A 14,885-nucleotide genomic window follows, 5' to 3' on the forward strand; every position below is an offset into this window, starting at 1 on the left:
ATTATTATACAATATATTAAAAAAATGACAAACTTAAAAATTTTCAGTATATACTGAAAATTTTTAACTTTGTCAACTGAGGCACTTTATGTAAATTTTATCTACTTTTTTGTCACACACGCTCTGCGGACTTCGTCAAAGTTGCTTATATCCTCGACAAGCTCGGATACGCTTCGCGAAAGTGCAATTATAAAATTAGTACTAAATCATACTAAAAATGTTTTACATGTAAGATAGGTTATTAATTTGAGCTAAAATATAGTCCTTCGCCGAAGGCGGGCTGTGCCTGCTTCTTTGGGTCACGCCAAAGGCACTTCCTTCGGTCGTAAAAGAACTGGGGTATTGCGAAGCAGACAGCATGGTGGGCAAAGCCCGTATATAAAAACAAAAATATAAACCTATTTTTGACAAAATATAGTTGTTTAGGTATATACTAAAAAAATTTTATACTTTATTTATTATATATAAAAATAAAATCAAATAGAGAAATTAGTACTAGAATCTGATGAATATATTAAAGTAAAATCTTCTTCACTATTGTCATAAGGAACAGATGCTATCTTTATATGAGAACAATCTATATCATCTTTAACTTCTTCTATGACTTCATTTAATATTAGTCTGAATGCTATATCAGTATCTACAACTATAGAAAAGAAATTAATAACATATTTTCCTTTTATATTTTCTGTTTCACCTGCATTCCAAGAATTTAAAATACCAACTCCATTCCAATTCAAAACAGAATTTAAAATGTTTCCTATATTACTTATAGCATCATTATATTTATCAGGCAATTCATTTTCAAAAGACTCTATCTCAAATTGTAAAACTAAATAATAACAATCTTCATTAGAAAGTCTTTCATAATCAGAAAATTCTTTATAAAAATCATCTAAAAACTTTTTGTATTCTCTTGCATTCTCACATTCATATTCCTGAACTTCACCTTTATTTCCAACCATTCCTGTATGTTTTACTATTGTTCCTTCATCTATCCAGCATTCAGCATAATATAGAGAACCATCTTCATTTTTATACAAAGTTACAATATTAGGCAGCTCTTCTAAATAAGGCTCTAAAGGCATACCATAAGAATCAAAAATCTCATCAGCAACTTTTTTATATTCAGAATCTTTATTAAACATTTTTCTAATTGAAAAAGTTTTATCTGTTTCTTCATTTTTGAATTCTGCTTCAATAGTATAATCAATTTGAAATCTAACAAATACTAATTTGGAATTATCTTCATCTTTTATTTTGTTCTTTACTTCTTCTAATTCTTCTATAGATTTTTTTATTAACTCTTTATCTAATTTTGATATAGCAGCTTCATTCATTGAAAATACACCGTCTACCAAATCATCACCAACATAAAACTTAAAAGTACAATAAGGATTATCAGCTTCCCAATTTATTGGTTTAATGATATCTTTAATAGCATTTAATTTTTCTTCATCACATAATATATAAGCTATAGCATTTAATTTATCTTCACCGTAATCAAGACCTTTAAGTAAATTTTTATCGCTGTCTTCATTAATGTAATGATATTGTAAAGCCTCTATTGAATAATAATTTTCTATTTCTTCAGCCTGTCTTAAAAACTCATAATCACCGGGAACTAATTCAAGCCCTTTATTATTAGCTTCAACAGCACCTTCTTTATTTCCAAAATGAAGTCTTAATTTAGCAAGTTCCAACCAGCCCCAAGGATAAGTTGGTTCTTCAATAACACCTTGTTCTGCATATTTTAAAGCTTCTTCCAATTTACCGCAGTATATAAGAGCACATGCATATCTATAATACCAAGTACCGCATCCTTTGGCATTCTTCTCAGAATACTTCATAAATTCTTTTGACATATAATAATGCTCATAATTATCTATATTATTGCATGCATAAGAATACCATAATGCAATATCCAAATCTTCTCTAGCTTCTTCTAATGTAAACTTATTTTCTTTAATGCCATTTTGAATAAATTCTTCCAAGTAATTAAGCATCTTATAGAAATATCCGCCATTACCAGTATGAAATGATTTTAAAGTTTCAATATCTTCACTGCTTAATAATCCCATAACATATCCTCCAAATAGAACAAAGCATATATGTATTATATAACATAAAACATAAAAATGTAAATATATAAAATTAATACATTATTTTTGAGCATAAATAATATAACAGTCATTATAAACATTTAAAAAATATTGATAATATATTATTATAAAACTATTAAATCAAAAATAACATAACATTATTAAATGTATTTTATAATATTTATTATATATAATTAAAAAATTATAATTAACAAATAAATCTAGTAAAAAACTCATATTATTTATAATAAAATTACATAAACTCTTTATTTTATTTCATATTAGTATATAATGTAGCAAAATTAACTTAGAAGGAAATTAAAAATGGAAGTATCAGATAGAAGCTGGATTGTTACATTACTTTTAGCAATATTTTTACCTTTTCACAGATTTTATGTAGGAAAAATATGGACAGGTATATTATATTGGTTAACAGCAGGCGGTTTTGGTATATGGTATGTTATAGATATTGTAATGATACTATTAGATAAATTCACTGATAAAGAAGGCAGAAAACTAAAAAAATAATATAAAAATATTGATAAAAAATAGAACTATCAATAATTTCAGAATATTATAAATAAAATTCACATAAAACGATAAAAATATCACAAATTACTTAACATAATAATTTATTTTTATTGACTTTTGGTCTATTTGTGATATTCTAAACAACGCCTAGTTCAATAAAAATAATAGGATATGCAACATGTTATTAAACCTAGCTTTTTCCTTAATCGGTGGTTTCGGACTTTTCATGTATGGTCTTAAGGTATTCTCTGACGGACTTCAAGAAAGTACTGAAAATGCTCTAAAAGATATACTTCATAAGGTAACTCAAAACAAAATACTAGGTATATCTCTAGGTTTCTTAATAACAGCAATAGTTCAATCAAGTAGTGCTGTTACAGTTATGACTGTTAGCTTTGTAAATGCTAATATCTTAACATTATCACAAGCTATTAATATAATACTTGGTGCTAATATAGGTACTACTGTTACTGGTTGGATAATCTCTTTAAATATAGATGTATTAGCTTTACCTTCTCTTGGAATAGGTTCTATTATAGTAATATTCGGCTCAGAAAATAGAAGATTAAGATTCTTTGGTGAAATATTAATGGGCTTTGGTATGATATTTTATGGTCTTATACTTATGAAAATGGCTTTTGAAGGTGTAAGAGGTTCTGAAGATTTTGAAAAAGTATTCCTAATGGCAAATGCTAATACTATGTACGGCAGATTCTTATGTGTAATGATTGGTATGATAGTTACTGCTATAATACAATCAAGTAGTGCTGCATTAGGTGTTACTATATCATTAGCCACTGTTGGTTTAATAGACTACCCTACTGGTGTAGCTTTGATATTAGGTCAAAACATAGGTACAACAATTACTGCTGTTTTGGCTACTTTAGGTGCTTCTACTAATGCTAAAAGAGCTGCTTTAGTTCACTGTTTATTTAATATATTCGGTGTTATATATATGTTCTTCTTATTCCCATATTATATTAAATTAGTTGATATAATAGTTGGTTTTATGAATATAGGCGACCCTAATCTTGTAGTAGATAATAAATATGTTAATATATCATTCTATATAGCTGCTGCCCATACAATATTCAATATTATAAACGTTGCAGTATTCTATTTCTTAACAGAAAAATTAGAAAAAATAGTTTGTCTTATTATTAAAGAAAAAGAAGATGAAAAACATGTTAGCGTACTTTCAGATAAATTACTTAATATGCCTGTTTCTGCTGAAATAGAAGTTAGAAAAGAAGTTACTTATATGGGTGAAACAGCTCAAAAAATGTTAGCTAGAATAGAACAATTATTCGACAATCCTAGTGAAAGACTTCTTACAAAGATTAGAGACCATGAAAAAATGCTTGATAATACAGATCAAGAAATACATTCTTTCTTATTAAAATTACTAGGAAAAAATACATTAAATTCGGCAAATATTGCTTCATTAATAAATATTAGTACATATTATGAAAATTTAGGTGATAATCTAAAAGATTTAGGAAAAGCTATTATTAAAGGAAATGAAAAGAAAACTTTATTTAGTGAAACACAAAAAGAAGATATATTAAAAATGCTTCATAATAATAAAGAATTTATAGATTATTTATCTGAATTAATACTTCAGTACTATTATTTAAACAAAGAAAAAACTTATGATGAAGCTATGCAAAAGTATCATGAAATAAAAGGTTTCTATTACGAAGCTAGAGAAAGACATTATGATAATGTTGATAAATCATTAATACCTGCTTTAAATGCCCACTTATATGGAGATGTATTGGTTTACTTTAACAGATCTATTTCTAATCTAGTAAATATAGTAGAAGCTCTAACAGGAAAAGATAAATGATAAATAAATCAAAAAAAATATATATTGCTGGTCATAGAGGTTTAGTTGGAAGTGCAATAGACAGAATACTAACTAAAAATGGATATAATAATATATTAAGAAAAACTCACTCTGAATTAGATCTCACAAAAAGAGAAGATGTTTTTAATTTTTTTGAAAAAGAAAAACCTGAGTGGGTATTTTTATCTGCTGCTAAAGTTGGCGGAATATATGCAAATAATACATATCCTGTTGACTTCCTACTCTATAACTTACAAATACAAAATAATATAATAGAAGCATCATATAAATATAATGTTGAGAAATTACTATTTTTAGGTTCAAGCTGTATATATCCTAAAGAATGTCCTCAGCCAATAAAAGAAGAATATTTATTATCTGGATATTTAGAAAGTACAAACAGACCTTATGCTTTAGCAAAAATTACAGGAATAGAATTATGTGATGCATATAATAGACAATACAACACAAATTATATAGCTGTTATGCCTTGCAATCTCTATGGTATAAATGATAATTATCACCCAGAAAATGCACATGTAATACCAATGCTTATTAGACGTTTTCATGAGGCAAAAATAAATAATTTAAAAGAAACAGTTATTTGGGGAAGCGGTACTCCATTAAGAGAATTTATGTGTTCTGATGATTTGGCTGAAGCCTGTTTATATCTAATGGAAAATAAAGATGCTAAAGAAATAGGAAAATTCATAAATATAGGTTCTGGAAAAGAAGTAACTATAAAAGAATTAGCTGAATTAGTTAAAAAAGTTGTAGGCTTTGAAGGTGAAATAAAATTGGATAGTTCTAAACCTGATGGTACTATGAGAAAATTGCTTGATGTATCTAAAATGAATGCTTTAGGTTGGAAATATAAAACAGAACTTGAAGACGGATTAAAAATAGCATATAATGATTTTATAAAATACTATAACAAATAATAATAGGATGTAAAATATGAAAAAAGCACTTATTACAGGAATAACTGGTCAAGATGGATCTTATTTAGCTGAATTATTATTAGAAAAAGGTTACGAAGTACATGGTATTATTAGAAGAAGTTCATCTTTTAATACTGAAAGAATAGATCATTTATATAGAGATCCGCATATTAACGATGTTAGAATGTTTCTGCATTATGGTGATTTATCTGATAGTTCTAATTTATCAAGATTATTAGAAAAAATACAGCCTGATGAAATTTATAATCTAGCGGCTCAAAGCCATGTACGTGTAAGTTTTGATATGCCTGAATATACAGCTGATGTTGTAGGTCTTGGTACAATAAGAATACTTGATGCTATAAAAGAAACTCAAATTAAAACCAAATTTTATCAAGCATCTACAAGTGAACTATATGGTAAAGTTGTAGAAACACCGCAAACAGAAAAAACGCCATTCTATCCAAGAAGTCCTTATGCCTGTGCTAAACTATATTCATATTGGATTACAGTTAATTATAGAGAAAGTTATAATATGTATGCTTGTAATGGAATATTATTTAATCATGAAAGTCCAAGACGTGGTGAAACTTTTGTAACAAAAAAAATTACGCATGCTATTGCCAGAATATTAAATAAAGAGCAGGATAAATTATATTTAGGTAATTTAGATTCTAAAAGAGACTGGGGATATGCTGAAGATTATGTAGAAGCTATGTGGCTTATGCTTCAGCAAGAAAAACCAGATGATTATGTTATAGCAACTGGTGAAACACATTCAGTTAGAGAATTCCTTGATGAAGCCTTCGGTCTTGTCGGACTTGATTGGAAAAAATATGTAGAAATAGACCCTAGATATTATAGACCAGCTGAAGTAGATTTATTATTAGGAGATCCTACGAAAGCAAAAGAAAAATTAGGTTGGCAGCCAAAAACTACTTTTAAAGAATTAGTAAAAATAATGCTTGAATATGATTTAAAAAATGTTGGTTTAAGTTTGGACAAATTTAAAAATTAAATATATGAGTAATAAATTAAAATTAAAAAAAAATTTAATAGAATATTTAGTATGGTTTATTCCAAATAGAAATATTAGAAATAAAGTAAGAATTGATTCAATTTATTTAAAAGATTTAGGATATAAAATAAATTATAATCATTACAAAAATAGTATAAATGGTAAAAAAACTTTTTTTGTAAGAAATGATTGGCCTGTAAATGAAAAAGACTTTCCAGATAATTATTTCTATCAGTTAATTAAAAATAATTATATTAGTGACTTAGAAATAAGTTATAATCCAGATATAGAATATTTCGGTCCTGTTGGGAAAAGATATTTTTTAGAAAATTCAAAAGCCAAAATAAAAATATTTTATACTGGAGAATGTGTATCTCAAAATGCTATTAATAAAACATGGAGCCAGTATTCTGATAATTGTATAAATGATGTAGATTTATCACTTGGTTTTGATAGAATAGATGAAAATAAACATCAAAATTACGTACGTTTTCCTATTTGGATATTTTATAATTTTATTGGATTACTTGACAATAAAAACTATACTAAAGATGATATCAAAAAAGTTATAGATAATATTAATAATGCAAAATCTAAAAAAAATAAATTTGTTTCATTAATAGCCAGCCATGATGCAACCAATATAAGAACTCAAATGTATGATAAAATAATAAAAATAGACAATATAAATTGTCCAAGTAAATTATTTCATAATGATGATACATTAAAAACAGATTTTAATAATGATAAAATAGAATATTTAAAAGACTTCAAATTCAATATATGTCCTGAAAACACTATTAGTAATGGATATATAACTGAAAAACTCTTTGATGCTTTCAAGGCAGGCTGCATACCTATATACAATGGCGATGAAAATATAGAACTAGACTTAGTTAATAAAAATGCATTATTATTTTTCAAAAAAGATGAAGATAATACAGAACTCATCAAAGAAATAGAAAAATTACATAAAGATGATAAATTATTTGACGCTTTTCAAAAACAAGTAAAAATATATGATTCTATGGTTGACTATCTTTGGGAAAGAAGAACTAAAATATTAAATAGATTGGAAATTCTTATAAGCAAACTATAAAAATAGGAATGTAATTATGGAAAAAAATTTTATACACTATATAGTATGGTTTATACCAATTAGAAGTTTGAGAGATAAATTTAGATCTTTACTTATGAGAGATAATCTTATAACAAGGAACTTTTGTTATTGGGTAGATTACATATCCTATTCAAAGAATATAAAAAATAAAAAAACATTTTTTGTTACAAACGATTGGATAATAGATGAAAAATATTTTAAAGATAATTTTATTTATATTGCAATAAAAAATAATTATATTAATGATTTAGAAATATGCTATAAAGCAGATATAGAACTTTTTTCTCCTATAGGTAAAAGATATTTTTTAGAAAAATCTAAAGCAAAAATAAAAATTTTCTATACTGGAGAATGTGTATCAAATAAATCAATTTCTCCAAATTGGGCTGAATATTCCGATAATTGTATAAATGATGTAGATTTATCACTTGGTTTTGATAGAATAGATGAAAATAAACATCAAAATTACGTACGTTTTCCTATTTGGATATCTTATAATTTTATTGGATTACTTGACAATAAAAACTATACTAAAGATGATATCAAAAAAGTTATAGATAATATTAATAATGCAAAATCTAAAAAAAATAAATTTGCTTCATTAGTAGCAAGCCATGATGCAACCAATATAAGAACTCAAATGTATGATAAAATAATAAAAATAGATAATATAAATTGCCCAAGTAAATTATTTCATAATGATGATACATTAAAAACAGATTTTAAAAATGATAAAATAGAATATTTAAAAGACTTCAAATTCAATATATGTCCTGAAAACACTATTAGTAATGGATATATAACTGAAAAACTCTTTGATGCTTTCAAGGCAGGCTGCATACCTATATACAATGGCGATGAAAATATAGAACTAGACTTAGTTAATAAAAATGCATTATTATTTTTCAAAAAAGATGAAGATAATACAGAACTCATCAAAGAAATAGAAAAATTACATAAAGATGATAAATTATTTGATGCTTTTCAAAAACAAGTAAAAATATATGATTCTATGGTTGACTATCTTTGGGAAAGAAGAACTAAAATATTAAATAGATTAGAAATACTCATAAATGAAAAACTAAAATAATATTATTTATTTATAGGTATTCTTAAAAATATTTCCATACCAATAGAAAGTACATTACTATTTAATCTATTCCAAGCTTTTATTTCAGATATATCTACATTAAATTTTCTAGCTATTATCCAAAGAGTATCCCCAGATCTAACATGATACATTATATCTTTATATTCATAATCAGGAGGAGGCAAAGATTCAAAATAAACAAACCTACCCTCTCTTATTCTTTGCTGTTCTTCTTCATACTGTGCTAAATCAACTTGTTTAGCATTATCAAGTCCTTGAATAGGAATCATTACTTGCTGACCTATATTAAGACTTTTAGATTTCAATTTATTTATTTCTACAATAGCATTAATAGGAACACCATAAAATTTAGATAAATGTGAAAGTGTTTCATTCATTTTTACTTCATGACGTCTGAAAGTTACTCTTTCACTTGCTGGTATCTTACCAAAAGTTTCATTAAATAATTCGCCTTTTCCTTCAGGTATTCTAAGAGGATATCTAACCATACCAGGAGGAGTTACCCCTCTAGCTAAATGAGGATTCAAAGCTTTTAAATCATCAGTATCAACTTCTATCATTTTGGCTATAACAGATAAATCAGCAGCATCATCAACATAAACTAAATCGCCTTGAGGAAAAACTACTTTAGGTTTATTTATTTTAAAACCAAATTTTTCTGGGTTCTTAGCAATAATAACAGCAGCAACATATTTTGGTATATATTCTTCTGTTTCTTTAGGCAATACACCAGCCGCTAATAAATCCTCAAAATCATTACTTTTTACCTCACGAATAGCTCTGGATATTCTTCCGCCTCCTGCATTATAAGCAATTAAAGCAATTACCCAAGATTTAAAATTTTTATCAAGCCTTACTAAATGGTCGGCTGCAGCTTTAGTAGAACGTTCCGGATCAAATCTATCATCAGACCAATAATTAACTTTAAGATTATATATAGCACCTGTCATAGGCATAAACTGCCAAAGACCAGCTGCACCGGCATGTGATACTGCCTGAGGATTAAAATCACTTTCTATTATAGGTAAATAAGCCAAATCTTCAGGAACACCTTTAGCTTCAAAAACTTCTTTGATATAAGGCAAATATATTTGGGATCTATCTATAATCTTTTGCATATAGTTTTTCCAGCTGCCTTGATATCTATTTATATAATAAGAAACTCTATTACTTCTAAAATTGTTTACATCAAAACCTCTAAGCTCTACAACTTTTATATCACGTCCTAAAGATTCTCCAAATACACTAAGCTCATAAAGATTAACTCCGTCAAGAGCCTTTCTTATGTACATGTCAAATGTATCACAAGAATTTGCAAACAACATTATTATTACAAGAAAAATAATTACTATGGTCTTTTTTATTTTTTTAATAATAAACCCGCCTTAAAAATTAAATATTTTTTATTTCGTATATTTAACATTATTATTGAAAGATTTTCAACTTTTTTTTACATTTAAAAAATCGGATATTATGTCAAATAAGTTTAGATTTTATTAAAATTATATATTTTTTTACAGTATTAAAACTTTAAATATTACTATATAAAAAAATAGGCAACGTAAACTAATACATTGCCTAGAATATTTATCAAACATTAATTATTTTTCTAAAGAAGCATAGAAAAATTTATGGAATCCTAATGGATTATATACTACATCTTTTAATTTAGGATTTACCAATAAAGGTTCTGTGAAGAAATATATAGGTATAGCACCCATATCTTCCTGTACAAGTATTTTTTCAGCTTCATGCATAGCCTGCATTCTTATATTATTATCATCTGTAGACATAGCAGTATTTATTAAATCATCATATCTTTTATTACTATAACCGCCATTATTTTGAGTATTATAGCTAGTAAATAAACTCATCATAGACATAGGATCAGAATAATCTGCTGACCAATAAAGTCTTCCTATCATAAAATTCTTTTCTAATAAAGTTTGACCTAATAAAGCATTGTCTATTTGAGTGATGCTAGAATCTACATTAAGATGTTCCTTCCACATTTGCTGTACTGCTTCAAATATTTCAACATGGTTGCCTGGATCTGTTTTGAATTCTATAACAGGGAATCCTTCACCATTAGGATATCCAGCTTCAGCAAAAAGTTGTTTAGCCATCTCTATATTTTTAGCATATCCGTCTTTTGATATATCGTATAAATTACCGCCGTTAATTCTAAAATCACCTTTTACATCATTAACTGCATAAGGAACCCAACCGACTGCAGGTTTTTGTCCGCCTTTTGTAACTTTTTCAACTATATAATTTCTATCAATAACAAGAGATAAAGCTTTTCTTACTCTCGGATCTTTTAAATATTCATTAGTAACATTGATAGGATAATAATATGTTGCTATAAGAGGCTTAATTTGAATTAAACCTTCCTCAGTAAGTGTTGGAATATCTTGTTGAGGAGGTTCGTAAGCCATATGTAATGTACCGTCTTTTATACCAGCAACAGCTGCTGCTCCATTTTGCATAAGAACAAATGTGATTTTTTTGGCAACTATAGTATCAGCATTCCAATATTTATCATTTTTCACCATTATAATATTTTCATCTATATTGCGTTCTGCCATAACATAAGGCCCATTACCTATATAAGTTTCTGGGCTTAATGTCCATTTATCACCATATTTTTCTATTATATCCTTTCTTAAAGGTGCAAAAGTCGGAAAAGCTATTACTTCTAAGAAATAAGCAGTAGGTGCTTCTAACTCTACAACTAATGTATGGTCATCAACAGCTTTAATACCTAATGATTCAACAGGCAGCTCTCCCCTAGTAATAGCCATAGCATTTTTTACTGGCTCGTGCTGATAACTATATTCACTTGCAACTTTAGGATCAACCTGTCTTCTCCAACTATAAACAAAATCTTCAGCCACTACTGGTTTTCCATCAGACCATATTGAATTAGTTCTAAGAAAGAAAGTATAAATTTTTCCATCCTCACTTATTTCCCAGGATTCAGCAACACCTGGAACAATTTGATTATTTTTATCCCTTACTGTTAATCCTTCAAATACATGTGATATATAAATTACTCCATATATTTGGGCATTTAAACTTGGGTCTATAGTCTTTGGTTCTACACTAAGATTTACAATAATACCTTCATCATCAGTAACAGCAGCATTTTTTTTACATGATACTGAAGAAAAAACTATTACAAATATAATGGCTAAACTAATTAGAAACGATAAATATTTTTTAGTTATCTTCATAATAAACTCCTTAAATTAATAATAATTTTCAATAAAAAATTATTATTAAACACTAAAATAATTTTACATAACTTTAGCAACTTAGTCAATGAAAAAAACAAAAAAATTACTATATATAATTATATTTCATTAAGACATTTTCCAGTATTTTTGAATTCTAATATATTATTAACTGATATACTAACCATATTAGATAATGCTTCATCTGTATAAAATGCTGAATGAGGTGTTATTATTACATTATCCATAGTAAAAAATTCTTCTATAATACTGTCTTTCAATACTTCATTTTTTATATCTTTATTTACATATACTATTTCATTTGAATATACATCTAAAGCGGCACCAGCAATATATCCGCTCTTTAATGCTTCAAGCAAATCTTTATTATTGACTATAGTTCCCCTACTAACATTAATAATATAAACACCTTTTTTCATTTTTTTTATAGATTCTTCGCAAATCATATTTTCTGTTTCTTTATTTGAAGGAACATGATAAATTATAACATCGCTATTTTTATACAATTCATCTAAACTTACATATTCAGCATATTTTTTTATTTCATCTTTCTGAGTTCTTGAATATACAAATATATTTTTTGGAAAAAATCCTTTAAGATGTTTTATTGTTAAACTTCCTATTCTTCCACTACCTATAACACCAATATTTAAATTCCTAATCTCTTTTGCTACAAGACCTGTACGTATAAAATTTCTATTATAGGCATTAATAATTAAATTATTATAATGTCTAATCAAAGACAATAAAGAAAGAATGGTAAATTCACTAACAGAATTAGGCGAATATGCTGGAACATTAGATATTTTAATACCTATTTTACTCGCATAATCAATATCAACATTATCAAATCCAACAGATCTTGTACTCATATATTTAACACCATTATCCTTTAGTTTATCAAGTACTTTATCTGTAATAGCATCTCTTGCATTAAATATTATAGAATCATAACCTTTAGATTCATCTGCATTCTTAAGATTTAAATGAAATTTATTAAGTGTAAATTTAATACTATATTTTTCTTCCATTAATTTAAAATACTCTAATTCATCATCTAAAACTGAATATACCAATATATTCATAATTTACTCCAATTAAAAAAGAAAAGAATAGTATTATTAATAAATTATATAAAAAGACTTATTTAGATAATTCTTTTATTAGTTTTGATGCTTCTTCAAATCTATTTCTAATTTCTTTCCAATTTTTTTCCTGCAATAAATTTCTAGGACATAACCAAGAACCACCGCAGGCAAAAACTAAAGGCTGTTGTAAATAGTCTTTAACATCAGCTAATTTAACACCGCCAAGAGGCATAAATTTTACTCCTGTATGTTTATAAACAGAAGCAACATTTTTTATCCACTCAACTCCGCCGTATAAACCTGCATGGAAGAATTTAAGATATTTATAACCATAAGCTAAACATTGCTCTATTTCAGAAGGAGTAGCAACACCTGGAATATAATTATAATTTTTCTTTTTAGCATATTCAAGCATAACAGGCTGAAATCCAGGGCTTATTATTATATCAGTACCTAAATCTAATATTCTATCAACTTGTTCTGTATTAAGAACAGTAGCAGCAGCTCTTTGAAGATTAGGATAATCTTTAGCTAATATTTCTAAAGCTTTATATCCATATTCAGTTCTCATAGTAAGTTCTATAGAAGGTAAAAATTCCAAACAAAGTTCTGCAATATTTCTTATTTCTTCTTCAGTTTCAACAACAACAACAGGTATTATAGGTGTAGATATATATTTCTCAAACATAGTATAAAAACTCCAATATTTTTCTTCTTTTAAAATTAATCAATATTAAGTTTTAATAATCAAGTTTGAAAGAAAAATACGTATACTATAGCAAAGAAGACTAAAAGTATAACAGCTCCCAAACCAAACATAACTAATCTGAAAGTACTGAATCTTGACAAAATCTTATCAAAGATAGTATCTTTATCTTTTTCCGGGTCATTATCCTCCCCTTCAATATATACATCTTTAATAGGATTAAAAATTTTTAATTTTATTGGCTCAATTTCTTCTATTAAAGCACAATATCCATCTATTAATTTCAGCAAAATTTTTATTGATTTATCTCCAACTGTTTTTTCTAAAACTTCTGCTGGAACTAAATATTTAGAATATTTATCTTTTTTACCTTTTAACTCTAAATATATTATATTTTCTTCAACAGTATTAGAATTTATGCTGACCATAACTTTATCGCCAGGTCTTATATCATTTATAGATGTGCCGGATATAGGATCTACTATAAATGAAGCATTAATAAGTTTATAATTAGGTGCTTCAGCCTCTTTTTGTGTTTCAGTTTTCTGATCACTGCTGCTAGAAGAATCATTATATACTACCGGAGCAGATGAAGCGTTTTCCAATTCTTTATGAATACTCTCTAACCCAGCATAAACCTCATCAAAATCAAGAAGTGTACTTGCTAAATCAAAAGTTCCTATATGAAAGTCCATAAATCTATTTAAACTGCTGGAAAATATATCAATAATAGATATTATATTGTTATTAGATTGGTATATTATCATATTATTAATATTTTTTTCATCACTAAAAATATCATCTAGTACCTTTTGAAATTTTTCAAAAAGTATAGTCTTACGATAACTATTAAGCTTATTGTATATCTTTATATGCTTATACATCTCTAAAAAATTAGTATAAGACTCTAAAAATCTAAGAAGCTTATGGTCATCAGATATAACAAAAGCAATATCTATTAATTTACTATGGTATTTATCTATAAAAAGCACTATATATATATACTTATTTAATTCACTATATTCTGCTGATATTTTTATAGCAAGAATTTCTTTAGAACTTATTTTTTGAGGGGACATAAATTACACCTACATAAAACTTTTTTACGGAAATATTATATCATAAGTAGTTATAATAAACAAGAGTAAAATTTCAAAGATGA

General features: G+C 26.6%; 12 protein-coding genes. 6 read left to right on the forward strand and 6 right to left on the reverse strand.

The window, feature by feature from the left end:
* Positions 1-476 precede the first annotated feature (476 nt).
* Entirely contained in the window at positions 477-2,081 is a 1,605-nt protein-coding gene (locus tag R4K56_RS13270; RefSeq protein ID WP_335773088.1) for a tetratricopeptide repeat protein, read from the reverse strand.
* A gap of 345 nt (positions 2,082-2,426) precedes the next feature.
* Here R4K56_RS13270 and R4K56_RS13275 point away from each other — a divergent pair, with 345 nt between their 5' ends.
* The 6 genes from R4K56_RS13275 (at position 2,427) to R4K56_RS13300 (ending at position 8,651) form a co-directional block, all read left to right on the forward strand.
* Positions 2,427-2,630 carry a TM2 domain-containing protein gene (locus R4K56_RS13275; protein ID WP_335756709.1) on the forward strand — a complete coding sequence of 68 codons (204 nt, stop codon included), beginning with the start codon at positions 2,427-2,429 and terminating at the stop codon, positions 2,628-2,630.
* 181 nt (positions 2,631-2,811) lie between these two features.
* On the forward strand, positions 2,812-4,482 hold the full coding sequence (locus R4K56_RS13280) for a Na/Pi cotransporter family protein (RefSeq protein WP_335773087.1): 1,671 nt from the start codon (positions 2,812-2,814) through the stop codon (positions 4,480-4,482).
* Positions 4,479-5,423: a GDP-L-fucose synthase family protein gene (locus R4K56_RS13285; RefSeq protein WP_335756707.1), complete on the forward strand. Its 945-nt coding sequence runs from the start codon at positions 4,479-4,481 to the stop codon at positions 5,421-5,423. The genes R4K56_RS13280 and R4K56_RS13285 overlap by 4 nt, the downstream gene beginning before the upstream one ends.
* A gap of 16 nt (positions 5,424-5,439) precedes the next feature.
* Positions 5,440-6,441 (forward strand): GDP-mannose 4,6-dehydratase, encoded by a 1,002-nt coding sequence (gmd, locus tag R4K56_RS13290; RefSeq protein WP_335773086.1) that lies wholly within the window; start codon positions 5,440-5,442, stop codon positions 6,439-6,441.
* A 4-nt stretch (positions 6,442-6,445) separates the two neighbouring features.
* Positions 6,446-7,540, forward strand: coding sequence for a glycosyltransferase family 10 domain-containing protein (locus R4K56_RS13295; protein ID WP_335786918.1), 1,095 nt, complete (start codon positions 6,446-6,448; stop codon positions 7,538-7,540).
* 16 nt (positions 7,541-7,556) lie between these two features.
* Entirely contained in the window at positions 7,557-8,651 is a 1,095-nt protein-coding gene (locus R4K56_RS13300; RefSeq protein WP_335786919.1) for a glycosyltransferase family 10 domain-containing protein, read from the forward strand.
* Between the two features lie 2 nt (positions 8,652-8,653).
* On the opposite strand, the gene R4K56_RS13305 is transcribed toward R4K56_RS13300, so the two are convergent.
* The 5 genes from R4K56_RS13305 to R4K56_RS13325 form a co-directional block, all read right to left on the reverse strand.
* A complete protein-coding gene (locus R4K56_RS13305) occupies positions 8,654-9,997 on the reverse strand; it encodes a lytic transglycosylase domain-containing protein (protein WP_335769349.1) in 1,344 nt (447 codons plus the stop codon).
* Positions 9,998-10,273: 276 nt separating this feature from the next.
* Positions 10,274-11,908 (reverse strand): peptide ABC transporter substrate-binding protein, encoded by a 1,635-nt coding sequence (locus R4K56_RS13310; RefSeq protein WP_335773108.1) that lies wholly within the window; start codon positions 11,906-11,908, stop codon positions 10,274-10,276.
* A 119-nt stretch (positions 11,909-12,027) separates the two neighbouring features.
* The gene (locus tag R4K56_RS13315; protein WP_335773107.1) at positions 12,028-13,014 is read right to left on the reverse strand and encodes an NAD(P)-dependent oxidoreductase; all 987 of its coding nucleotides are present in this window, start codon (positions 13,012-13,014) and stop codon (positions 12,028-12,030) included.
* 58 nt (positions 13,015-13,072) lie between these two features.
* Complete coding sequence (locus tag R4K56_RS13320; protein ID WP_335769346.1) at positions 13,073-13,705, reverse strand: bifunctional 4-hydroxy-2-oxoglutarate aldolase/2-dehydro-3-deoxy-phosphogluconate aldolase; 633 nt, start codon at positions 13,703-13,705, stop codon at positions 13,073-13,075.
* A 59-nt stretch (positions 13,706-13,764) separates the two neighbouring features.
* On the reverse strand, positions 13,765-14,802 hold the full coding sequence (locus tag R4K56_RS13325; protein ID WP_335773106.1) for a hypothetical protein: 1,038 nt from the start codon (positions 14,800-14,802) through the stop codon (positions 13,765-13,767).
* Positions 14,803-14,885 lie beyond the last annotated feature (83 nt).

The organism is Brachyspira pulli, assembly GCF_036997785.1.
GTDB lineage: Bacteria > Spirochaetota > Brachyspiria > Brachyspirales > Brachyspiraceae > Brachyspira > Brachyspira pulli.

Excerpts from the sequence above, each read along its gene's own strand:
- R4K56_RS13270 (WP_335773088.1), bottom strand. The coding sequence starts at position 2,081 with ATGGGATTATTAAGCAGTGAAGATATTGAAACTTTAAAATCATTTCAT.
- R4K56_RS13275 (WP_335756709.1), top strand. The coding sequence starts at position 2,427 with ATGGAAGTATCAGATAGAAGCTGGATTGTTACATTACTTTTAGCAATA.
- R4K56_RS13315 (WP_335773107.1), bottom strand. The coding sequence starts at position 13,014 with ATGAATATATTGGTATATTCAGTTTTAGATGATGAATTAGAGTATTTT.
- R4K56_RS13320 (WP_335769346.1), bottom strand. The coding sequence starts at position 13,705 with ATGTTTGAGAAATATATATCTACACCTATAATACCTGTTGTTGTTGTT.
- R4K56_RS13300 (WP_335786919.1), top strand. The coding sequence starts at position 7,557 with ATGGAAAAAAATTTTATACACTATATAGTATGGTTTATACCAATTAGA.
- R4K56_RS13295 (WP_335786918.1), top strand. The coding sequence starts at position 6,446 with ATGAGTAATAAATTAAAATTAAAAAAAAATTTAATAGAATATTTAGTA.
- R4K56_RS13285 (WP_335756707.1), top strand. The coding sequence starts at position 4,479 with ATGATAAATAAATCAAAAAAAATATATATTGCTGGTCATAGAGGTTTA.
- R4K56_RS13280 (WP_335773087.1), top strand. The coding sequence starts at position 2,812 with ATGTTATTAAACCTAGCTTTTTCCTTAATCGGTGGTTTCGGACTTTTC.
- R4K56_RS13310 (WP_335773108.1), bottom strand. The coding sequence starts at position 11,908 with ATGAAGATAACTAAAAAATATTTATCGTTTCTAATTAGTTTAGCCATT.
- R4K56_RS13325 (WP_335773106.1), bottom strand. The coding sequence starts at position 14,802 with ATGTCCCCTCAAAAAATAAGTTCTAAAGAAATTCTTGCTATAAAAATA.
- gmd (WP_335773086.1), top strand. The coding sequence starts at position 5,440 with ATGAAAAAAGCACTTATTACAGGAATAACTGGTCAAGATGGATCTTAT.
- R4K56_RS13305 (WP_335769349.1), bottom strand. The coding sequence starts at position 9,997 with ATGTTGTTTGCAAATTCTTGTGATACATTTGACATGTACATAAGAAAG.